The sequence below is a fragment of the Clostridium sp. AM33-3 genome, assembly GCF_003480315.1.
GTDB lineage: Bacteria > Bacillota > Clostridia > Lachnospirales > Lachnospiraceae > Brotaphodocola.
Map to the genome: position 1 here is coordinate 1 of NZ_QUIV01000011.1, position 20,506 is coordinate 20,506.

Here is a 20,506-nt window from a genome sequence, read left to right on the forward strand (position 1 = left end):
CAATAGGCGGCGCAGTGAACAAAGCGCAAAATTCCACCGTTTCTGCGTTTCTGTACGCGCTTTCCGGAACTTCGGACCTTTTAGTGGTTCCGTCTCAATATTTTTATTTCCTGACGGAATCAAATTCTCTGCAGATTTCCTCGGATGGTGCCTTGGTTGCCAGAGATACGATCACGATGGCCAGTGCGGATACAAGGAATGCCGGAAGCAGTTCATAAATATTCCAGGTGCCTCCCATCGGGCGTACCAGGTATTTCCATACGAATACCATCACGCCGCCTGTTACCATTCCGGCCAGGGCACCCTGCAGGTTAGTGCGCTTCCAGAACAGGGCGAAGAGTACCAGCGGGCCGAATGCGGCACCGAAGCCTGCCCATGCGAAGGATACGATGTAGAATACGGAGCTGTCCGGGTTCCAGGCCAGGAATACACCGACAATGGCAATACCGACTACGGTCAGGCGGGCTGCCATCATGGAAGCTGCCGTGCTCATTTTAATCTTTAAGAAATCCTGGAGCAGATTCTGGGAGACACCGGATGCTGCGGTTAACAGCTGGGAGTCTGCGGTGGACATGGTGCACGCCAGGATACCGGCCAGAACCACGCCCGCAACCAGGGAAAGCAGGAAGTTGTGCTGTCCCAGCAGATGCGCGAACTGGATGATGACGGTCTCAGACTCAGAGCTCTGGGTAAAGAGCGGGATTGCGCCCGCCACGGAAGCAGCATAACCGATGATGCCGATTAAGATAGCCACGCACATGGAAATTAGTACCCATACGGTTGCGATCCGGCGAGAAAGGGTCAGCTTTTTCTCATCCTCAATTGCCATGAAGCGGAGCAGGATATGCGGCATACCGAAATAGCCAAGTCCCCATGCCACGGTAGATATGATGGTCAGCAGACTGTATGGAGCTGCGTTTCCGCTTGCACGGTCATGAATGTGGTTCATGGAAAGGTAACCGGCCAGGGAGGTTGCATTGTTTACGACCTCGTCCCAGCCACCGGCCATGTGGATACCGTAAAATACAATGATGATCAGAGAGATGGTCATAACAACACTCTGGATGAGGTCAGTGGTAGACACTGCCATAAAGCCTCCCATGACAGTATATCCTACAATAACAATGGCGCCTACGATCATGGCAACGTGATAATCTGCTCCGAACAGGCTGGAGAACAGGGTTCCGATAGCCTTAAAGCCGGAGGCGGTGTACGGAATAAAGAAAATCAGGATGATGATCGCGGAGATGCACATCAGGATATTCTTCTGATCGTGAAAACGTCTGGAGAAGAAATCCGGGATGGTGATGGCATTGCAGACTACAGAATAGCGGCGAAGTCTCTGTGCTACGATCAGCCAGTTTAAATAAGTGCCAATGCCAAGGCCGATGGCAGTCCAGCCTGCGTCCGCGATGCCGGAAAGATAAGCCACACCCGGAAGTCCCATAAGGAGCCAGCTGCTCATGTCGGATGCCTCCGCGCTCATGGCGGTTACAAGCGGTCCGAGCTTCCGGCCGCCTAAGTAGAAATCGTCAGCGGAATCGCCGCTGCCCTGTTTGCTGAAATAGAATCCCACGTATACCATTGCCGCAAGATAAATGACAATGGCTGCCAGGATTCCAATCTGTCCTGATAGCATAAATTTTCCTCCTCATTCCCTTTGTCGGCATAAATAAAGAACCGACGTAACTGTTCAGTACCTTCACAGTCACGAGCAAAAATCCATGAAAAATTGCCTGCGGCAATGGGATTTTTGCCTGCCCGCCTATGTTTTCTTACGGTCAGCGCAGTAAATGCGCAGACCTACTGAACGGTTACGAACCGACAGCATGATGTGCTCAATTATAGCATGAACTAAAATAGACCACAATACAGAATGAAGTATAGAATGAATACTGTACGATTAGTGAAATATAAGCGAAAAACACTAGATTTTATAAGAAAAACAGAGTAGACGATATAATAAAAGAAAGTCAATACAAAAATTAAAATTTTTCATTTTTACAGCTTCCGGCCGGTCAGGGCTGGAAGCTGCTTAAGAATCCGGGCATGACTTTCCCGGCATATTCCACCAGGGAATACTCTCCCGAGCAGAGGCACCAGTCATAGAGAAGCGCCCGCTCGCACAGGGCATAGAGCTTTACCATCTCGTTCACATTCGAGCGGGTACTGAGCTGTCCGTCTGCCTGCCCCTTTGCAATGATCTTCCGCAGAAGCTTGTAATAAATACGGTTATGGTCCAGCAGATGCTTCTCACCATTGGTGGTAAGCTGGGTGGAATAAAGTCTTGCCAGAAGATCCAGGGAGATGCTGTTTTCGATCATACGAAACAGTTCCTGGTTTAAGAAGAGAAGCTGGTCCATGGCGCTCATGGCCGGTGTCAGCTCCAGGGTAAGCGCTTCATATTTTTCATCAAACAGGGAGCTTAAGGTGGAAAGAAGCGCGTCCTTGCCGTCAAAATAGTGGTAAAAGGACCCCTTGGAGGTGCCGGACAGGTCAATGATCTCTTCCACGGTGGTATCCTCATAGCCCTGCTCATAGAAGAGCTTCCATGCGGCATTTACAATTTTTCCGCGTGTGTTTCGTGCGTTTTTCTTTGCCATAATATCCTCCTGCTTTTTTCTGTTCTGCTGTTTTGGCGCTTCCCGGGCAGCCGCGTTATTTCCGCCATTTTCGGCTCTTGATCCGCCAGATACACAGCAGCATGCGGATGAAGCAGTCTGCGGCAATGGCCAGCCATACGCCTGTCACGCCCAGTGCCAGGGGGTGGATTGCCAGCCATACCAGGCCGATCCGCAGTCCCCACATACCGATGATGCTCACCAGAAGGGAGAAACGCACATCGCCGGAGCCGCGGCTGATGCCGCCAGCGATGACGGTAAAGCTGAAGAAGATTTCCGTGGCTGCCGCAATAAACAGCGTTTTGCTGCCCAGGGCAATGACCTCAGGCTCCCGGCTGAACAGGCTGATGATTGGCCCTGAAAAAATGGCAACCGGCACGCAGGCCGCGATAATAACGGCAGAACCGATCCAGCAGATGCGGAAGGCGAACCGGTCCGCCAGATCCCTGCGTCCGGCACCAAGAGCCTGGCCCACCAGCGCGGTAGCTGTGTAGGCGAAGCCGTAGGCAGGCAGATAAAGCAGTCCCTCGGTCTGATTGGTCAGATAGTGCGCTGCCAGGGAAATGGTTCCAAGACCGGAGATCATGGCGGTTAAGGCTACCTGTCCGGAGGTCAGGGTCAGACGTTCCAGAAGAACCGGAATGCTGATATGCCAGAGCTGACCGAGTACCTGCCGTTCCACGTGGTAATCTGTATGGAACGGATTCAGCCGGATCGGTGTTTTGGCAGTTGTCAGGAACACCAGCAGAATGACCAGCAGAAGCATCTGGGAGAGCATGGTGGAGCAGGCCGCTCCTGCCACACCAAGGCCGGCGCCCCAGATGGAAATGGTGTGGGAGCCGATGGTCAGGCTTCGTGCCGGATAGATCAGGAAAAAGTTTCCGACAATGTTGGCTGCATTAGAGGTCAGATTGGCAGCCAGCGGGATCCGCGTGTTTCCGGCAGAACGGAAAATTGCGGAGAGTACTACCGAGAGTGTCTGGGCCGTGAGGCCGTAGCCGATGATCTGCATGTAGCGCTGTGCCTGGGGAATGACCTCCGGAGCAGCACCAAGCCAGATGGGGAGCGGATGGCAGATGAGCTCCACGCCAAGAGCCAGCAAAAGACCAAGCACGGCTGCGCACACAAGTCCCTGGGCCGTGATCCGGCGGGAACGAGCATCATCGCCGGAGCCCACCGCATGGGAGATCAGATAGGAAAAGCCCACGCTTAAGGATGTGATAAAGCCATTGATGAGCCAGATGCTGGAAATGTTGACAGCCACTGCGGCAGTGGCAGAAGCACCGATGGAGCCTACCATGGCGGTGTCTGCCAGAGAAGCCATACAGATCAGAAACTGCTCCAGGATCGCGGGCCAGGCCAGCTTCAGGATGGTACGGTTTAAGTGGCTCTGTGCCTGATCGGAGAGAATATCCGGCACCTGTTTATTCATGATCCGGTACCTGGAAGCCGTTTTCTTTTAATACCCAGGATGCAACGGCACGGTTGGTATCCAGCCAGGCACCGTGGGATTTCATGTAGCCGATCAGGCGGCTGAGCATCTGCACGCGGCTGGCCCGGCCTACAAACTGCGGATGCAGCACAAAATTGATCATGCGGCCCTCTACAGCCAGGGAATCAAATTCCTCCTTCCAGATCTCAAACATCTCATCCGGTGATTTGAGTCCGTAGCGCTCCGGGGCAGCATCGGTATAAAAGTCGTAGGCGGTATCATCGAAAATGGAATCCTTCGGAAGCTCCACCAACGGAACGGTCTTACCGTCGATCTGATGAAGAAACGGGCCGTCACTGTCGCGCCAGTTGCTGCTGTAAATATAGCCATGCTCCAAAAACAGGCGCAGGCTGTAGTCATGGATAACGCCGCCCGGTGCCCGGTGTCCGGCAATCTTCTGCCCGGTCAGATCGTAGATGATCTTCTCACTGCGGTGCATGGTGGCATCTTCCTGCTCATAGGTAGTTTTTGTGGATTCCTCATGCAGATAACCATGAAAACCGATGTCGTGTCCTCTGCGTGCAATCTCCTTCACGACCTCCGGGTAATGCTCAGCGACTACGCCGGGAATGAAAAAGGTTGCCTTTACCTGGTGGCTGTCCAGCATGTCAAGGATGCGCGGGACACCCTGTTTGGGGCCATAGGCGCCGCGGGAAAGGTTTGTCATATGGGCAGTACTGCCGTCTCCGTGAGTTGTCCACATCGTTTCTGCGTCCAGGTCAAATGCCATCATTACGGCAATGCGTTTGTTGTCAGGCCAGTTCATCATGCTCTGTTTCCTCCGTTCTGCTTCTGTACATAACGCGCTACATCCTCGCAGGTGGTGATCCATGCGCCGTGATTCTGCATATAGGCAATGAATTCGCCTACCATGCCGATGCGGCTCGCGCGGCCGATCATCTGCGGATGCAGCTTTAAGATGAAGATCTTGTTGCCCTCCAGGGCCAGACCGTCAAATTCATGCTTCCAGTTGCCGAAGACCTCCCGGTTCGGGTACATACAGCGGACTGCAGGATCGCTGAAGGTGAAATAGTAATAGGTAAAGTCATCCATGGTGATATCGTTTGGGAGCTCTACCAGGGGCAGCTCCTTTTGATCCTTTTCCCAGAGATAAGCCCAGTCACAGTCCTTCATGGAAGAGCTGTACAGATAGCCCCGCTCAGCCAGAAGCTCCGGCATAAAATCCTGGAGCACGCTTTCCGGTGCCCGGTGTCCCACCGGCTTTTTTCCGGTAATCTCTGCGAGCAGTGCTTCACTTTTATCCAGGATTTTTATCATCTCGTCCCGGGAAAGCTCCGGATCGGATTCATGCCGGTAGCCGTGGCAGGCCAGCTCATGGCCGTGTCGGTGGATTTCCTCTACGGTATCCCGGTAGGTCTCGATCACAGCGCCCGGCACAAAAAAGGTAGATTTGATATTCATGGTATCTAACATATCAAGGCATCTGGCCAGTCCCTCATGGGGGCCGTACTGGCCTCGTGAAAAATCGGTAAAGCCAATGCTCGTTCCCTTGCTTTTGGCGCGGGATATCCGTAAAAATTCAGCGTCATAATCAAATGTAACCATCACGGCAATGCGTTTGCCGTCTGGCCAGGAAAACGCTGGTCCGTTTGTTTTTCCATCTGCAATGTACATAAAATGCTCCTTTCGCGGTCTGAAAACTCTCTTTATATATAGGAAGAGTTTTCCTTTCATAGTTCGATTATAAGCATGGGAAAGATCAATGTCAACCGCCCTGTCGGGTATAACCGCGCGGCCATGTTCTTATAAATATTTCGTATGGGAATTTATGAATAATATTCATCTGTATAGTTGAAATGGGGAAATAAAAGTGTTATAATCAGCCGGAATGTTTATTTTTATGCACGATCATATACATGAGGAGGAATGAAATTATGAAAAAACATATTCTTTTTGCAGCCGGTGCAATGCTGGCAGCTGTGCTTATGACCGGATGCGGCAGCAAGCCGGCAGAGACCACCGCAGCAGCGACAGCTGCCGAGACAGAGAGCACTGCAGCAGAGACAACACAAGCAGCAGGCAGCGAAGCAGAGAGCAGTGAGGCTGAGGTATCTGCAGATAACCCGTTTGCAGGCAAGACCGTGAAGGTTGGCTGTTCCGCAACCTTTGTTCCGTTTGAGTCCATCGAGATGGCAGCAGACGGAAGCAAGAACTATGTTGGCATGAATATTGATATTGTTAAGGCAATCGTTGAGAAAAACGGAGGAAGCGTTGAGTTTGTAGATATGCCGTTTAAGAGCCTGATGGCAGCAATCCAGGCCGGCCAGATTGATTTCTGCAGCGGCGGCATGGCACCGACCGAGGAGCGTGAGAAGACTCTGGATTTCTCCGAAATCTTCTTCTATCCGAGAAATGCGATCGTTTACCGCGCAGAGGATGATTACCCGGATCTGGATTCCCTCCAGGGCAAGACCGTAGCATATGTATTTGGTACCAACTATCAGCAGGTAGCTGAAAGTATCCCGGATGTCAATGCAGTTGGTATTCAGGGAAGCCCGGCCTGCATCGAGGAAGTAAAGAGTAAACGTGCGGATGCCTGCATCATTGATGGCGCCGGCGCAAGCGAATTCCTGAAGAACAACGATACGTTAAAGATGAGCCTTCTGGACAAGACCGATGACTGCTTTGCAATCGGCTTCCCGAAGGAGTCTCCGTACTATGAGACCTTCAACAACACTCTGAAAGAGATGATGGATGACGGCGAGTTAAACAAGATCATCGCAGAGCACTTAAGCGAGCAGTTCATCCTGGACTAATTTTGAAAAGAAAGGAAATCATATGAAGCTTGATTTTAGCAGTGTCTGGCAGTATTGGCCGTTCTTATACCATGGTGCACTGACTACTTTAAAAATAACGGCCATGGCGGCGGTACTTGGATTTATACTGGGTGTGCTTCTGTCGCTGATCAAAATCAGTAAATGTAAGCCTCTTGTCTGGTTTGGTAACTTTTACACCTCGATCTTCCGTGGTACCCCGCTTCTGGTACAGCTCTGTATCGTGCATTTTGGCCTTCCGCAGTTAACCGGTATGACCCTTACCACGATGCAGTCCGGTGTGCTGACCTTCTCACTGAACTCAGCTGCATATATTTCCGAGATTTTCCGTGGCGGAATCAATGCCATTGACCGCGGACAGTATGAGGCTGCCATGTCCCTGGGTGTGGGATATCGGGACATGATGAAGGATATCATCCTTCCGCAGGCAGTCAAGCATATCCTGCCGAGCCTGGTAAATGAGGCAATTTCCCTGTTAAAAGAGTCTTCCATCCTTTCCTATATCGGAGCGGTGGAACTGCTTCGTGCAGCAGACCAGATCACGGTACTGACCTTCCGGTTCTTTGAGCCGTATCTGGTGATCGCATTGATCTATTATGTTTTTGTCATGCTGCTGTCTATGGTAGCCAGTCGTGTAGAAAGGTGGGTGAACCGAAGTGATCGAGTTTCATGATGTCCATAAGAGTTTTGGCTCTCTTGATGTGTTAAAAGGAATCAATTTAAAGATTGAAAAGAGCCAGGTTGTTACCCTGATCGGTCCTTCCGGTTCCGGTAAATCCACGATCCTGCGGTGCATGAACCTGCTGGAGCGGCCGACCAGCGGCCAGGTGCTCATTGAAGGACAGGACATTACGGCACCGAAGACCGACATTCAGAAGATCCGCAAGGATATCGGCATGGTGTTCCAGCATTTCAATCTGTTTCCGCATATGACAGTCATGGAAAACATGGTCTATGCGCCGATCCGGGTCAATAAGATGCCGAAGGATCAGGCGAAGGAAAAGGCTCTGGAGCTTTTAAAGCTGGTCGGCCTGACCGAGAAGGCAGACGTGTATCCGGGCAAGCTTTCCGGAGGACAGAAGCAACGTATAGCCATCGCGCGGGCGCTGGCCATGGAGCCGAAGATTATGCTGTTCGATGAGCCGACCAGCGCACTGGATCCGGAGATGGTAAAAGAGGTTCTGGAGGTAATCAAGGGTCTGGCCCACACCGGGATCACCATGGCGCTTGTTACCCATGAGATGGGCTTTGCAAGGGAAGTCTCCGACCGCATCTGCTTCATCGATAACGGGCAGATCGTGGAGGACTCCAACCCGGCCGAATTCTTTTCAAACCCGAAGAGCGAGCGTGCACAGAACTTCCTCGAGAAGGTGCTGTAGATCATATTGCAGAATGCCGGACGGCAGTGCGTACAAAAAATACGTACTGCCGTTTTTGCATAAAAGATTTGACATTCCTGCCGCGACAGGATATAGTTCTTAATACATTGCTGTTTTCCGTCCGGGCAGACTGCAATGGATAAAAAGAAAAAAGGCAGGGATGTTATGACTATTTACCAGGAATTACAGTTAAGCTCCGCAGGATCGAAGAATCTGATCCGGCGGTCAGAAAATAAAGAAGAAAAAAAGCGTCATATTTTTATTTATAACGCGAAGGTGTATCTTGTGGTAGCGTTTTGCTTTGCGGTGGTGACCGCCTTCAGCCTGCTGTTTGGTTCAGCCAACAGCATCGCGGGCGTGGTGGTGCTTCTGGCTCTTCTGGTGCTGCGTCAGGCAGATTTCGGAATCCGCACGTCGCACGGACTCATCTGTATCGGATTGATCTTCGGCGTGCTGATCGCAGGTCCGCGCCTCTCCAATATGCTGCCACCGGGATATGCGTTTTTTGCAAACTGTATCTTCATCATGATTCTGATGGTGCTGGGCTGCCACAATGTGATCATGTCGAATCATTCTACATTCGTTCTGAGCTATCTGCTGCTTCAGGGCTACGATGTCAGCGGAGCCGATTATGAAAAACGTATCGTGGGACTGCTTTTGGGAATGGTCATCTGCATGGCTGTATTTTATAAAAATCAGAGACTGCGTCCGTACCGCAGAAGCTTTCTGGATCTGTTCCGGGAATTCCATTTCCGTTCGGCAAGAAACTGGTGGTATATCCGTATGACGCTGACGGTCTCCACGGCACTTCTCATCATGAATCTTCTGGGAATTTCCAGAGCCATGTGGGCCGGAATTGCCTGCATGTCCGTGTGCCTGCCATTTTCCGGGGATATGCAGCCAAGGGCGAAAATCCGTGGCTTATACAATGTTCTGGGCTGTGCGGTATTCGCTGTTTTATATTTTCTGCTGCCCCAGTCACTGCATCCATATCTGGGCATTTTGGGCGGAATTGGTGTCGGTTATTCTGCCGGATACGCATGGCAGACGGTGTTTAATACCTTCGGTGCACTTTATATTGCGTCCGGGGCCTTTGGACTAGTGGGAGCCATTGTCTTAAGAATCGGGACCAACGTGGGAGCAGCAGCTTATACCATGCTGTTAGATCAGATCTTAAACCGGCTGTTTGGCCGCGAAATGAAAAGGAGAGAAGGCTATGTTTGAGAGAGTCGAGTATACCGTAGCAAGAATTGACGGAGATTACGCATATTTACAGCGGGTGGACGATCCGTCCGCAGAAGAAAAATGCGTGGCAAGAGCGTTGCTTCCGGCAGAGATCAGCGAAGGCTGCCGCGTGGCATATGAGATGCTGGAATACAGTATGGCATAAAAGTGAATAAACGGTATAACCCCTCAGAGTTCTTCATAGACTGTAAAAAAGAATTCTGAGGGGTTTTCTTTTGAAGGATTATATCGAAGAGCGGGCCGTTGCCATTGCCAATTACATCATAGACCACAATGCCACGGTGCGGCAGACGGCGAAGAAATTTGGGATAAGCAAGAGCACGGTCCACAAGGACGTCACGGACCGGCTGGAGTACATAAATCCGGCGCTGGCAGCCCGGGCCAGGATCGTCCTGAACATCAACAAATCGGAGCGCCATATCCGCGGCGGCATGGCCACCCGGGAGAAGTATCAGCACAGGGTGGCTATCTGCAGCCGGGAGGAGAACTTGTAGCAGTGAGCGGCATGTTCAGTCATGCCGCTCTTCTTTATTGTCCCAGGTTTCACAGAAGCGGGCCGCAAAGGAAGGCTCCTCCCCTGCCGCGTAGAGATGGGAAACATCTCCGAATGTGCCGGCCCGAAAGCTTGCGATGCCCTGTCGACGCTCCTCCGTGTAAATGGTGGTGACGGAGGACGGTGCCGCGCACAGGCCGTGCCAGAGCGGCATCGGGGAAACGTGCATCAGATGGCTTAACAGCACACATTCCACGCCAAAATGACAGAACAGCACGATGGTGTCGCGGTTTGGCCGGACAGCACGGTAGTACAGGCCTTCCCGCTCATATCCGTGGGCGGCCAGGAGCCGGTCGAATTCTGAGGTGACCCGTTTGAATTCCTCTTCGACATGAATGGATCGCATGGCATCGGTATGATACCATTCTTCCGGATCATAATAGCGCAGCTCCTTTGTCCAGAGCTCCGGGAGCCAGTCCCAGATGCAGCTGGTCCGGTCCATGCCGGGTTTTATGATACGTGGAGAAAACTCCTGCAGCCATTCGCAGGTTTCGGCAGTGCGATTTAGCTTTTTTAAAGTCAGGGAAGCTGTGTCCTGTGCCCGGCCTAAAGGCGAGACATAATAAAAGTCCGCCGGAGTACGGACAAGCCGGTCAGAAAGCAGTTCCGCTTCCCGCCAGCCGGTTGGGGTTAAGGAGTCGATGGAATAGTCCGGATCAGCGTGTCTTACAATCAGAAGTTTCATGTTGGAATCCTTTCAGTCAAAACCGGAAGATAAGATCCGGTATCACATGTGATTTTGAGAGTTAGTTATGGTTATGATAACATAATTTCACAGTTTTTTGCATTGTGCATTTCTTTATTTTATTCTAAAATGAAACGGAAAACCATTACAATACGGAGGATCCCCCAATGAAGCATATCTTAGTAGCCATGCCTTTCGATGATACGCATAAGGCATACATAGAGAAAATCGGAACGGACTGTGAGTTTCGTTACACCACCATCAAGACTGCCACTGCAGAGGAGGTAAAGGCAGCGGACATCATTTTTGGCAACATCAGTCCGGAGCTTGTGAAGCAGAATGACCATCTGGAGTGGATGCAGTTAAATTCTGCAGGCTCTGACCAGTATTGCAAGCCGGGAGTCATTGGCCCGGATACGATTCTGACCTGTGCCACCGGTGCCTATGGTCTGTCTGTTTCCGAGCATATGGTTTCCATGTCCATGATGCTCTGCCGCAAGATGGATTTATATATGAAGAATCAGATCAACCATGAGTGGAAGGAAGAGGGCAGCGTAACCTCCATCTGGAATTCCACCACACTGGTAGCAGGGCTTGGTGATATCGGAAGTGAGTATGCAAAACGCATGAAGGCGCTGGGCAGTCATGTCATTGGTATTCGCCGCAACGTGGCAGAGAAGCCGGATTTCATCGACGAACTCTACACCATGGACCAGCTGGATGAGGTTTTACCGAAGGTGGATTTCGCTGTATTTATTCTGCCGAGTACCCCGGCGACCCATCACATCATGGATGAGCGCCGTCTGCGCCTGATGAAGCCGGGCAGTTATCTCATCAACGCAGGACGCGGCGATGCGGTAGACTGCGATGCGTTAAATAAAGTCCTGCGTGAGGGCGGTGCGCTGGCCGGCTGTGCGTTAGATGTAACCGAGCCGGAGCCGCTTCCGGCAGACCATCCCCTTTGGGATGCGCCGCGCACCATCATAACCCCGCACAGCGCAGGAAAATTCCATCTGCGTGAGACCTTTGAGCGCATTGTACGGATCACCGGGGAAAATCTGGAGAAATATCTGGCCGGAGAGAAGGAAGAGATGCGCAATCAGGTAAATGTAAAGACCGGAAACCGGAAATAGGCCCCGTTTTTGGTTTACGATCTCGCCTGCAGGTAATGCAGCATGGTCTGTGACACTACGGAGCTTGCGGTTCTGGAGAAGGCCAGACCGATGGTACGATGGTGGGGTGGATCCAATGGGCGGGAAACCAGCTGATTCGGAAATGCTTTCATGACCAGCTCCTGGGAAATGGTGATGCCCAGTCCATTCTGCACAAAGGCCATGATCAGATTATCATCCCGGAAACTGTAGACAATATCCGGCCGGCGCCGGCATTGGGACAGAAGATGCTGAATGTCATTGTCGCAGCCAGGTGTCTCGATGATCATGGGATAATCCAGTAAGCTTTCTAAGGAGACCTTCTCTTTTGCTGCCAGCGGATGAAATGACGGAAAGACAGCACAGAGAGGGTCTTCTTTTAGTGGATAAAAGGTCAGGTCATCGGCCACGATCGAGGAGAGAAAGCCACAGTCAACCTGTCCGTGCAGGATCCATTCCCGGATCTCGTTATAGTTTCCATCTAGAACCTCAACTTCCACACCGGGATGATGTTCCGTGAAAAAATGGATCACGTCCGGCATCCACAGAGCAGTGATGCTGGAAAAGCTGCCTACCCGCAGCTTTCCTTCTATCTTGTGGTTGATGTTAAAGGCGGCCTGGCGCAGTTTATCCTTCTGGTTTACCATTTCCTGAATGTAGGGGATCAGCCGTGCACCGTTGTCCGTTAAGATTACACCACGTTTTATCCGTGCAAAAAGCTGAACGCCAAGCTCTTCCTCCAGCCCGGCCATCATCTGGCTGATACCGGACTGGGTATAATTTAAAGCAGTGGCAGCCCCGGAAAAGCTGCCGGTCTCACAGACCTTTAAAAATATCTCATAGCGGTCTTTCTGTTCCTTCATAATCTCCATCCATTACAAAAATTTATATATAGCAGTAAAAACATTTGATTTACTGATATCATAACACATGCTATCTTAATAAAGCAATATGGGCTGGTTTTTTGACAGTCCCATGAAAGAAAAAGAGAAGGTGTTTTGTTATGGAAAAGAAATCAAGTAATTTTTCGGGACAGATCGGATTTGTTCTTGCAGCTGCCGGAAGTGCTGTTGGTGTGGGAAACCTGTGGCGGTTCCCATATCTGGCAGCAAAAGACGGAGGCGGCCTGTTTTTGATCGTGTATCTGGTTCTGGTACTCACATTTGGCTTTACCCTGCTGACCTCAGATATTGCCATTGGGCGCAGAACAAAAGAAAGTGCCATCGGAGCTTACAGCAAAATGCAGGAAAGATGGAAATTTCTGGGAATCCTGACATTCCTGGTACCGGTTCTGATCATGACCTATTATGCAGTCATCGGAGGCTGGATTACCCGCTATGCGGTGGTCTACCTGAGCGGGCAGGCAGAAGCGGCAGCCCGGGACGGGTACTTCACATCCTTTATCACTTCACCGGTTTCGCCGGTCATTTTTGCACTTTTATTTATGGGCGTAACAGCGTTGATCGTTTATAATGGTGTTGAGGGCGGTATCGAACGGGTATCCAAGTGCATGATGCCGGTGCTTCTTGTTCTGGTGGTTATCATTGCCGGATATTCGCTGACACTGCATCATGTAGATGCAGATGGTCAGGTACGCACCGGTATGGAGGGCTTTTTGTATTATATCAGGCCGGATCTGGAAGGTATAACATTACGCCGGTTTTTACAGATCCTGCTGGATGCCATGAGCCAGATGTTTTTCTCCCTCAGTGTTTCCATGGGAATTATGATCACCTATGGTTCTTATGTAAAACCGGAGGTGGATTTAAACCGGGCGGTCAACCAGATCGAGATTTTTGATACCGGAGTGGCTTTGCTGGCCGGTGCCATGATCATTCCGGCTGTATACGTGTTTTCCGGAACAGAAGGGATGAGCGCAGGTCCGAGCTTGATGTTTATTTCTCTTCCGAAGGTCTTTGCGGCTATGGGGAAGGCTGGTGTGTTTATGGGAATCCTGTTTTTCGTAGCAGCAATTTTCGCAACCCTGACCTCCTGCATTTCCGTGCTGGAATCCATTACGGCCAACTGCATGGAGATTTTCCACACAGAACGCAAAAAGACCGTCCTGGTGCTGGCGGTCATTTACCTGGCAGCATCAGCGGTCATTGCGCTGGGATACAGTGTTTTTTATTTTGAAATTACGCTGCCGAACGGTTCTGGCGCGCAGCTTTTAGATGTTATGGACTACATCAGCAACAGTGTCATGATGCCGTTCATTGCCCTGCTTTCCGCCATTCTCATTGGCTGGATCAAAACTCCGGACTATGTCATCGGAGAGATGGAGCGAAATGGAGAGACCTTTGGACGAAAAGCAATCTACCGGGTGATGATACGCTACATCGCTCCGTTGATGATGCTTGTGCTGTTCTTGCAGTCTACCGGAATTTTTGCATGACCCCAGGCCTGCTTTCGTTTTTTTACAGAGTTAAACAGAAAAAATTTACAGAGCCAGGCATAGGTGCACCGGAATTAGAATAGGCTATTACTATCAAATTTTTTCGGGGAGGCTGTTATGGGAAAGAAAAAAAGCGGAAAGGTGCTGTTGGTGGCGGCTCTTTTGGCCTGGGTCTTCGTGGTGCGGTTTCTGACGGCCTGCAGCGTGGAGAAGGAAGATCTGCAAAAGGTGCGCGATCTGGAATTTACCGTAGTGGGAGAGACAGATCTTCCGGAGGAGCTGAAGAATGTGATCGGAGAGAAAAAGATGGCGCCCTTTAAGCTGACCTATACCGATGACCAGAATCTTTACATAGTCGTGGGCTACGGAGAACAGGAGACCGGAGGCTGCAGCATTTCCGTGAAGGAGCTTTACCTGACGGAGAATGCGATTGTGGCAGATACGGAGCTTCTGGGGCCGGAGAGTGCGGAACAGGCCGGAACAGAAAAATCGTATCCGTACATTGTCGTAAAAACCGAACATCTGGAGGAACCTGTTATATTCCAGTAATTTACTAGGAATTCTTCTGCCGGTACTTGTATTTCTTTCATATCATATGGTAAAATAAAAGCTAAAATTCTAACGTATATTGCGGAGGCCTGGGATTATGATTTTGAAAGATATCTGGCTGGATGTAAAAGCCGTACAGGAGCGGGATCCGGCAGCGCGGAGCGCACTGGAAGTGCTGCTGCTTTATCAGGGGGTCCATGCGCTGATCTGGCATCGGTTTGCCCATTGGTTTTATAAGCATCATATGTTTTTTATCGCGCGTCTGATCTCTCAGATTGCCAGATTTTTTACCCTGATCGAGATTCATCCCGGTGCGCAGCTGGGGCATGGCATTCTCATTGATCATGGCTGCGGTGTTGTCATCGGTGAAACTACTGTCGTTGGCGATAACTGTACTATTTATCAGGGTGTTACCCTGGGCGGAGTGGGTCTGAACAAGGGCAAGCGCCATCCTACTCTGGGCAATAATGTTACCGTAGGCTGCGGTGCAAAGATCCTTGGCGCCTTTGAGGTGGGAGACAACTGTAATATTGCTGCCAATGCGGTGTTGTTAAAGCCGCTTGACAACGATACCACCGCAGTAGGTATTCCGGCCCGGCCGGTCAAGGTAGCCGGGGTTCCCATTGAGAACCGCAAAAAAACGGTTACCATGGAACATTTCGAAAAGATGGAACAGCGTGTTAAAGAGCTGGAAGCAGAGCTGGAGCGTTTAAAGGGAGAGCTGGAGGAAGCCTCCAGGGAAGCGTAGCAGCAGACAACGCCCCGTATGGAGGCGGTATCATAAAAAGAAAAGCACTCACATAGACTTTCTGTAAAGGGTTTCTGATATGGAAAGAAAGGTGGGTGCTTTTTTATGCTGGAACTGGAAAAGCGGAACATACACAGGAACCGTCTGAAGAGCCAGACGGGAACGCAGGTGACCCTGGATGATGATTTTATCGTTCCGGATACCATGGATGATATCAGTGAGGTGATCCTGGATTCCGGACTGATCCAGCTGGAGCCGGTGAAGGTGCAGAGGGAGCGGATCACGGTGCGTGGAAAGCTGGAATTCCATGTGCTTTACCGGACAGAAGAAGGCGGACTGCAGACACTGGGTGGAGCAATCCCGTTCGAGGAAGGTATCAATGTGCCGGAACTGGAGGAAAAGGACTATGTCAGTGTGGGCTGGCAGCTGGATGATCTGGATACTGAGATGATTCATTCGCGCAAACTGGGGGTCCGGGCCATTGTGACGCTGGAGGTGAAGGCAGAAAGCCTGTATGACACAGAGGCCGCCGTGGATGTGAGAGACAGCGGGGCTGCTGACGGAGAAATTCATCTTCAGGTGAAGAAGAGGCAGATTCCCACAGCAGCGATTGCTCTTCGCAGAAAGGATACCTACCGATTAAAAGAGGATGTTACCCTGCCCGGCAGTAAACCGGCTATTGAACGTATGCTGTGGACTGAGATGAGTCTGGCCGGCTGTCTCGCGAAGCCGCTGGATGGTCAGATCCATCTAGAGGGAACCCTGATGGTATTTGTTCTTTACGAGGGCGGCGGAGACGGACAGGTGCAGTGGGTGGAGGAAAGCATTCCGTTTTCCGGAGAAGTTAAGATGCAGGGAGCGGAGGCAGAGATGATACCGGCAATCGGCATGAAGCTGGTTCACCGGGAAATAGAGGAAAAACCGGATCCTGACGGGGAACTGCGGGAACTTTCCGTTGACGCTGTGATCGAGCTGGATGTACGCCTCTACGAGGAGCAGGAACTGGAGCTGTTGCAGGATCTCTATGCCACGAACCGGGAAATCGTGCCGGAAACCGCAGATGCAGTATTTGACCGGATCCTGACCCGAAACTTTGGAAAATGCAAGGTTGCGGAAAAGGTAAATCTGGAAACAGATCCCAGGGTGCTGCAGATCTGCCACTGCGGCGGCAGTGTGAAGCTGGACGGAGTGGAGAGCAGGGAGGAAATTCTGGCCCTGGATGGTGTTCTGGAGGTGAAGCTTTTGTACCTGACGGATGATGATGCGCGCCCGGTACAGGCAGTGACCCGGCTGGTTCCGTTTCATTATGAGGCAGAGGTGCCCGGAATCCGTGAGGACAGCAGCTGGTATCTGGAGCCTGGGCTGGAACAGCTGACTGCGGTTATGGCCGGAGGCGGACAGGCGGAACTGCGCGGAGTGATCACGTTTGATCTGTTGGTTTTGCAGTCTGAGCCGGGGCAGGTGATCCGGCAGGTACAGGTCCTGCCGGCAGATACGGAAAAGATGAAGGCCATGCCGGGAATCGTGGGATACTTTGTGCAGCCGCAGGATAGCCTGTGGGATGTGGCAAAGCACTTTCATACCACAGAGGACTCCATTCTGGCCTCCAACGAGCTGCCCGGCGGAGAAATCAAAGCAGGAGACTGCCTGATCCTGGTAAAGGAAATTGGATGAGTTTCCGGAAAAATAAAAAAACGGACAGACACAAAAGAAAACAGACCGGCGTAGGATATACTATGAAACATAGCTGATCCATGCAGATAGCGGCGAGTCAGCCAGAAACCGGGGTATCGCATCAGGCCGGTGCTTTTCATAGATCAGGGAAACCTGGGCGGCGCATGCTGTACTTGCAAGCAGCAGGCACCGCCTACATAGCGTTTTGTGGCGGGAACCGGAGCGTTGCGCGGCAGCGTTTCTTATGATAGGATGATAGGGAACGTGTGAACGGCTGATTCCGGAAAACCCGGAGCAGCCGGAAAAGAGGCATAACATGACAGAGGAAAATTATACGTATATCCTGGAATGCGCGGACGGAACCCTCTACTGCGGATGGACAAACCATCTGCAGGAACGGGTTGCAGCCCACAATGCGGGGAAGGGTGCCAGGTATACAAAAAGCCGCAGGCCTGTGGTACTGAAGTATTATGAAACCTTCAGTACAAAGCAGGAGGCCATGCGGCGGGAATGGGCGGTCAAACAGCTAAGCCGGAAGGAAAAGCTGGAGCTGATCGAGGCGTTTACGCAACGAATGCGTACATCATGATGTAATGGCAGAGACTTCCACCCATTACGAACAGATGAAAGATTTCGTGAGAACCGAAATAGCGGTGCTTCTGGTTAAAGATCGGCAGCTTCATGGCATAGATCACGCCGCCTGCGGTATAAATGATACCGCCGGCCAGAAGCCAGCCAAAGGCCTGCCGCGGAAGTGCCGCGATGATCTTTCCAAAGGCAAGTACGCAGACCCAGCCCATGGCAATGTAGACCATGGAGGAAAACCACTTGGGACAGGTGATCCACAAAGCGTTGATGAGGATGCCTGCTGCAGCAATGCCCCATACCAGTGCCAGCATGATCCAGCCGGTGCGGTCTCCCAGAACCAGCATGCAGACTGGCGTGTAGGTTCCAGCAATCAGAATAAAGATCATCATGTGATCCACCTTGCGCAGCATGCGGTTGATCTTCGGTGAGATATCCAGTGTATGGTAAATGGTACTGGCTGCATAGAGCAGGATCATGCTGACAATAAATATGGAAAGAGCCAGTACATGGGATTTGTCCGGTTCTGCGGCAGCCTTGATGATGAGTGGGGAAGCGGCGCACAGAGCCAGGATCATGGCGATAAAATGAGTCAGGGCACTGCCCGGATCTTTGATTTTCAGAGTCATGATGATTCCTCCTTTCGGAAATGTGATGAGCAAAAGGATACATGTAGTTTTGAAAACTACATTAAGCTGTTTTATATACTATACAGCGGTGCGGCAAAAAATGCAATAGATTTTCCTGAAAAACTTTGAAATTCAAACTAGTTGCCAAAATGCAGGCAAAAATCCCATTGCCGAAGGCAATTTTCAATGGATTTTTGCTCGTAACTGTGAGGGTACTGAACAGTTACGGATATTGTTAAAAAGGAGAGGAAACAGAAGAATGCTGAATATACTATATGAAGATGAAACGGTGCTGGTGGTGTGGAAACCGGTGGGCATGGAGTCCCAGTCCGGCCACGGTTTTGACGCGGACATGGTCAGTGAGATCCGCCGGTATTTATCCACAGGAAAACCAGTGGATAATCACAAGCTGTCCACAAAATCTGTGGAACCTTATGTGGGAGTTATCCACAGACTGGATAAGCCGGTGAGTGGTGTTATGGTGTATGCCAAAACGAAAAATGCCGCAGCTGCGCTGAGTAAGCAGGTAGCAGAAGGGAAAATGCACAAGAAATACCTTGCTGTACTCTGTGGAAAACCTGTGGATAATGTGGAAAAGTATGTGGATTATCTGTTGAAAGATGAAAAGGAAAATACATCACGAATTGTGGATATGGGGATAAAAGGTGGAAAACGTGCAGAACTCATCTGCCGCGTGCTTGAGTCAAAGACGGTGGAGCCCTATGGGGAACTGACCCTTGCAGAGATTGAGCTTCTGACCGGCCGCCATCACCAGATCCGGGTGCAGATGTCCGGCCACGGGCTGCCGCTCTGGGGAGATAACCGCTACAATCCGGCATTTTGTCAGGGAAACCAGGCGGCAGGATCCATCGCTGCTGACAGTGCAGATTTTCCGGCAGGCGGTTTTGGCCGCAGACGTGCCCTGTCCGGCCGCAGGAGCGCCGCACAGGCTGGTACTGACCGCATAGCGGCCCGCCGTCCGCGTGCGCATCGTGCCGACATCGCGCTTGCAGCGTATGAACTCCGTTTTACTCATCCGGTCACCGGAAAGATCATGACCTTCCGGCGGAATCCGTCCGGCGGTATCTTCCGCAAGTTTGCGATCGGACAGGAGCATGTATAAATCCGTAAAGGATGGACAGACTAGAAAATGTACAAAGGAAGTACAAATCAAAAAGCGGGTGGATCCATGGGGAAACCGGCGGAGCACAAAAGATAATCCATTTACATATCTGCGATAATGTCGTATACTGATACTGCTTCGTTTAAACAAGCCTGCAGCGTGGATTCATGCGCTGAGCTGGATTAACGGAAAGAAAATGGAGGCAGGAACATGACATTTACCTATCCAGCGGTAATCACACCGCATAAAGACGATGATGGTTTCCATATCGTATTCCCGGACCTGGAGCTCTGTGAAGGAGACGGCCCGGATCTGGAGGATGCTCTGGATGACGCAAGAGAAGCAGCTTATAACTGGCTGATGGTGGAACTGGAAGAGGGAGGAGAATTCCCGGCACAGAGCCATGAGGAGGATATTGAGGTTCCGGAGGGCGGTTTCGTCCGCAGGATCATCGTGCGCATCAAGCTTCTTCCGGACAGTGACTGATACGTCCGGAGACAAGGACCAGGCTGTTTGCGGCAGCCTGGGTTGCCGAAGCAACTACGCCTCGGCATAAGAATGTGCCAGGGCACATTCTTTGTCACGAAAACGAATGATAAGGAGGAGTTGGATCATGAGATACACTGTAAAACCGCACAATGTGTGCGCAGCCTCTCTGTCTTTTGACTTAGATGATGATGTTGTCAGAAACGTAGAATTTACCAGAGGCTGTGATGGCAATTTAAAGGCAATCAGTAAACTGGTAGACGGCATGACCGTAGACCAGATCTACAATACGCTGCATGGCAATACATGCGGTTTTAAGGATACATCCTGCGCAGACCAGCTGGCCCAGGCTGTGCGCAAATGTTACGATGAGAGCCGGAAATAGGCTGAAGGGGC

General features: G+C 51.1%; 23 protein-coding genes. 15 read left to right on the top strand and 8 right to left on the bottom strand.

Annotated elements, in window-relative coordinates; genetic code table 11:
- Positions 1–103 precede the first annotated feature (103 nt).
- The 5 genes from DW819_RS07900 to DW819_RS07920 all read right to left on the bottom strand — a co-directional run bounded on the left by DW819_RS07900 (position 104) and on the right by DW819_RS07920 (position 5,748).
- Positions 104–1,639, bottom strand: a complete 1,536-nt coding sequence (locus DW819_RS07900; protein WP_118732838.1) for a sodium/proline symporter — start codon at positions 1,637–1,639, stop codon at positions 104–106.
- 379 nt (positions 1,640–2,018) lie between these two features.
- Positions 2,019–2,603: a TetR/AcrR family transcriptional regulator gene (locus DW819_RS07905; RefSeq protein ID WP_118732839.1), complete on the bottom strand. Its 585-nt coding sequence runs from the start codon at positions 2,601–2,603 to the stop codon at positions 2,019–2,021.
- A 55-nt stretch (positions 2,604–2,658) separates the two neighbouring features.
- A complete protein-coding gene (locus DW819_RS07910) occupies positions 2,659–4,053 on the bottom strand; it encodes an MATE family efflux transporter (RefSeq protein ID WP_118732840.1) in 1,395 nt (464 codons plus the stop codon).
- Positions 4,046–4,882: a polysaccharide deacetylase gene (locus DW819_RS07915; protein ID WP_118732841.1), complete on the bottom strand. Its 837-nt coding sequence runs from the start codon at positions 4,880–4,882 to the stop codon at positions 4,046–4,048. Before DW819_RS07915 ends, DW819_RS07910 begins: the two co-directional genes overlap by 8 nt.
- Complete coding sequence (locus DW819_RS07920; protein ID WP_118732842.1) at positions 4,879–5,748, bottom strand: polysaccharide deacetylase; 870 nt, start codon at positions 5,746–5,748, stop codon at positions 4,879–4,881. Before DW819_RS07920 ends, DW819_RS07915 begins: the two co-directional genes overlap by 4 nt.
- Positions 5,749–6,008: 260 nt before the next feature.
- On the opposite strand from DW819_RS07920, the gene DW819_RS07925 reads away from it, so the two are divergent.
- The 6 genes from DW819_RS07925 to spoIIID all read left to right on the top strand — a co-directional run bounded on the left by DW819_RS07925 (position 6,009) and on the right by spoIIID (position 10,026).
- On the top strand, positions 6,009–6,890 hold the full coding sequence (locus DW819_RS07925; RefSeq protein WP_243025692.1) for a transporter substrate-binding domain-containing protein: 882 nt from the start codon (positions 6,009–6,011) through the stop codon (positions 6,888–6,890).
- A gap of 22 nt (positions 6,891–6,912) precedes the next feature.
- Positions 6,913–7,581 carry an amino acid ABC transporter permease gene (locus DW819_RS07930; RefSeq protein WP_118732844.1) on the top strand — a complete coding sequence of 223 codons (669 nt, stop codon included), beginning with the start codon at positions 6,913–6,915 and terminating at the stop codon, positions 7,579–7,581.
- Complete coding sequence (locus DW819_RS07935; protein ID WP_118732845.1) at positions 7,565–8,287, top strand: amino acid ABC transporter ATP-binding protein; 723 nt, start codon at positions 7,565–7,567, stop codon at positions 8,285–8,287. Before DW819_RS07930 ends, DW819_RS07935 begins: the two co-directional genes overlap by 17 nt.
- A gap of 135 nt (positions 8,288–8,422) precedes the next feature.
- Complete coding sequence (locus tag DW819_RS07940) at positions 8,423–9,511, top strand: FUSC family protein (RefSeq protein ID WP_347560189.1); 1,089 nt, start codon at positions 8,423–8,425, stop codon at positions 9,509–9,511.
- The gene (locus DW819_RS07945) at positions 9,504–9,677 is read left to right on the top strand and encodes a chorismate--pyruvate lyase (RefSeq protein WP_118533521.1); all 174 of its coding nucleotides are present in this window, start codon (positions 9,504–9,506) and stop codon (positions 9,675–9,677) included. Before DW819_RS07940 ends, DW819_RS07945 begins: the two co-directional genes overlap by 8 nt.
- A gap of 70 nt (positions 9,678–9,747) precedes the next feature.
- The gene (spoIIID, locus tag DW819_RS07950) at positions 9,748–10,026 is read left to right on the top strand and encodes a sporulation transcriptional regulator SpoIIID (RefSeq protein WP_118732846.1); all 279 of its coding nucleotides are present in this window, start codon (positions 9,748–9,750) and stop codon (positions 10,024–10,026) included.
- A 15-nt stretch (positions 10,027–10,041) separates the two neighbouring features.
- Here the strand turns inward: spoIIID and DW819_RS07955 are convergent, their stop codons facing one another.
- Positions 10,042–10,770, bottom strand: coding sequence for a histidine phosphatase family protein (locus DW819_RS07955; protein ID WP_118732847.1), 729 nt, complete (start codon positions 10,768–10,770; stop codon positions 10,042–10,044).
- A gap of 167 nt (positions 10,771–10,937) precedes the next feature.
- Here DW819_RS07955 and DW819_RS07960 point away from each other — a divergent pair, with 167 nt between their 5' ends.
- Complete coding sequence (locus DW819_RS07960) at positions 10,938–11,903, top strand: D-2-hydroxyacid dehydrogenase (protein ID WP_118732848.1); 966 nt, start codon at positions 10,938–10,940, stop codon at positions 11,901–11,903.
- 14 nt (positions 11,904–11,917) lie between these two features.
- Here DW819_RS07960 and DW819_RS07965 read toward each other — a convergent pair whose 3' ends face one another.
- Entirely contained in the window at positions 11,918–12,784 is an 867-nt protein-coding gene (locus tag DW819_RS07965) for a LysR family transcriptional regulator (RefSeq protein ID WP_118732849.1), read from the bottom strand.
- 140 nt (positions 12,785–12,924) lie between these two features.
- On the opposite strand from DW819_RS07965, the gene DW819_RS07970 reads away from it, so the two are divergent.
- From DW819_RS07970 to DW819_RS07990, 5 genes are all read left to right on the top strand, one after another.
- Positions 12,925–14,316 carry a sodium-dependent transporter gene (locus DW819_RS07970; RefSeq protein ID WP_118732850.1) on the top strand — a complete coding sequence of 464 codons (1,392 nt, stop codon included), beginning with the start codon at positions 12,925–12,927 and terminating at the stop codon, positions 14,314–14,316.
- Positions 14,317–14,433: 117 nt separating this feature from the next.
- A complete protein-coding gene (locus DW819_RS07975; protein WP_118732851.1) occupies positions 14,434–14,865 on the top strand; it encodes a protease complex subunit PrcB family protein in 432 nt (143 codons plus the stop codon).
- Between the two features lie 97 nt (positions 14,866–14,962).
- Entirely contained in the window at positions 14,963–15,613 is a 651-nt protein-coding gene (gene cysE, locus DW819_RS07980) for a serine O-acetyltransferase (RefSeq protein ID WP_118732852.1), read from the top strand.
- Positions 15,614–15,718: 105 nt separating this feature from the next.
- Positions 15,719–17,287, top strand: a complete 1,569-nt coding sequence (locus DW819_RS07985) for an SPOCS domain-containing protein (protein WP_118732853.1) — start codon at positions 15,719–15,721, stop codon at positions 17,285–17,287.
- Positions 17,288–17,603: 316 nt separating this feature from the next.
- Positions 17,604–17,876 (top strand): GIY-YIG nuclease family protein, encoded by a 273-nt coding sequence (locus DW819_RS07990; RefSeq protein ID WP_118732854.1) that lies wholly within the window; start codon positions 17,604–17,606, stop codon positions 17,874–17,876.
- On the opposite strand, the gene DW819_RS07995 is transcribed toward DW819_RS07990, so the two are convergent.
- Positions 17,851–18,501, bottom strand: coding sequence for a hemolysin III family protein (locus DW819_RS07995; RefSeq protein WP_118732855.1), 651 nt, complete (start codon positions 18,499–18,501; stop codon positions 17,851–17,853). The two genes, DW819_RS07990 and DW819_RS07995, sit on opposite strands and share 26 nt — an antisense overlap.
- A gap of 259 nt (positions 18,502–18,760) precedes the next feature.
- On the opposite strand from DW819_RS07995, the gene DW819_RS08000 reads away from it, so the two are divergent.
- The 3 genes from DW819_RS08000 to DW819_RS08010 all read left to right on the top strand — a co-directional run bounded on the left by DW819_RS08000 (position 18,761) and on the right by DW819_RS08010 (position 20,495).
- Positions 18,761–19,624 (top strand): RluA family pseudouridine synthase, encoded by an 864-nt coding sequence (locus DW819_RS08000; protein WP_118732856.1) that lies wholly within the window; start codon positions 18,761–18,763, stop codon positions 19,622–19,624.
- Between the two features lie 210 nt (positions 19,625–19,834).
- The gene (locus DW819_RS08005) at positions 19,835–20,110 is read left to right on the top strand and encodes a type II toxin-antitoxin system HicB family antitoxin (protein WP_118732857.1); all 276 of its coding nucleotides are present in this window, start codon (positions 19,835–19,837) and stop codon (positions 20,108–20,110) included.
- A 127-nt stretch (positions 20,111–20,237) separates the two neighbouring features.
- Complete coding sequence (locus DW819_RS08010; protein ID WP_118732858.1) at positions 20,238–20,495, top strand: TIGR03905 family TSCPD domain-containing protein; 258 nt, start codon at positions 20,238–20,240, stop codon at positions 20,493–20,495.
- Positions 20,496–20,506: the final 11 nt, after the last annotated feature.

Coding starts and splice junctions, on each gene's coding strand:
- DW819_RS07900 (WP_118732838.1), bottom strand. CDS start 1,639: ATGCTATCAGGACAGATTGGAATCCTGGCAGCCATTGTCATTTATCTT.
- DW819_RS07905 (WP_118732839.1), bottom strand. CDS start 2,603: ATGGCAAAGAAAAACGCACGAAACACACGCGGAAAAATTGTAAATGCC.
- DW819_RS07910 (WP_118732840.1), bottom strand. CDS start 4,053: ATGAATAAACAGGTGCCGGATATTCTCTCCGATCAGGCACAGAGCCAC.
- DW819_RS07915 (WP_118732841.1), bottom strand. CDS start 4,882: ATGATGAACTGGCCTGACAACAAACGCATTGCCGTAATGATGGCATTT.
- DW819_RS07920 (WP_118732842.1), bottom strand. CDS start 5,748: ATGTACATTGCAGATGGAAAAACAAACGGACCAGCGTTTTCCTGGCCA.
- DW819_RS07925 (WP_243025692.1), top strand. CDS start 6,009: ATGAAAAAACATATTCTTTTTGCAGCCGGTGCAATGCTGGCAGCTGTG.
- DW819_RS07930 (WP_118732844.1), top strand. CDS start 6,913: ATGAAGCTTGATTTTAGCAGTGTCTGGCAGTATTGGCCGTTCTTATAC.
- DW819_RS07940 (WP_347560189.1), top strand. CDS start 8,423: ATGGATAAAAAGAAAAAAGGCAGGGATGTTATGACTATTTACCAGGAA.
- DW819_RS07945 (WP_118533521.1), top strand. CDS start 9,504: ATGTTTGAGAGAGTCGAGTATACCGTAGCAAGAATTGACGGAGATTAC.
- DW819_RS07955 (WP_118732847.1), bottom strand. CDS start 10,770: ATGAAACTTCTGATTGTAAGACACGCTGATCCGGACTATTCCATCGAC.
- DW819_RS07960 (WP_118732848.1), top strand. CDS start 10,938: ATGAAGCATATCTTAGTAGCCATGCCTTTCGATGATACGCATAAGGCA.
- DW819_RS07965 (WP_118732849.1), bottom strand. CDS start 12,784: ATGAAGGAACAGAAAGACCGCTATGAGATATTTTTAAAGGTCTGTGAG.
- DW819_RS07970 (WP_118732850.1), top strand. CDS start 12,925: ATGGAAAAGAAATCAAGTAATTTTTCGGGACAGATCGGATTTGTTCTT.
- DW819_RS07975 (WP_118732851.1), top strand. CDS start 14,434: ATGGGAAAGAAAAAAAGCGGAAAGGTGCTGTTGGTGGCGGCTCTTTTG.
- cysE (WP_118732852.1), top strand. CDS start 14,963: ATGATTTTGAAAGATATCTGGCTGGATGTAAAAGCCGTACAGGAGCGG.
- DW819_RS07985 (WP_118732853.1), top strand. CDS start 15,719: ATGCTGGAACTGGAAAAGCGGAACATACACAGGAACCGTCTGAAGAGC.
- DW819_RS07990 (WP_118732854.1), top strand. CDS start 17,604: ATGACAGAGGAAAATTATACGTATATCCTGGAATGCGCGGACGGAACC.
- DW819_RS07995 (WP_118732855.1), bottom strand. CDS start 18,501: ATGACTCTGAAAATCAAAGATCCGGGCAGTGCCCTGACTCATTTTATC.
- DW819_RS08000 (WP_118732856.1), top strand. CDS start 18,761: ATGCTGAATATACTATATGAAGATGAAACGGTGCTGGTGGTGTGGAAA.
- DW819_RS08005 (WP_118732857.1), top strand. CDS start 19,835: ATGACATTTACCTATCCAGCGGTAATCACACCGCATAAAGACGATGAT.
- DW819_RS08010 (WP_118732858.1), top strand. CDS start 20,238: ATGAGATACACTGTAAAACCGCACAATGTGTGCGCAGCCTCTCTGTCT.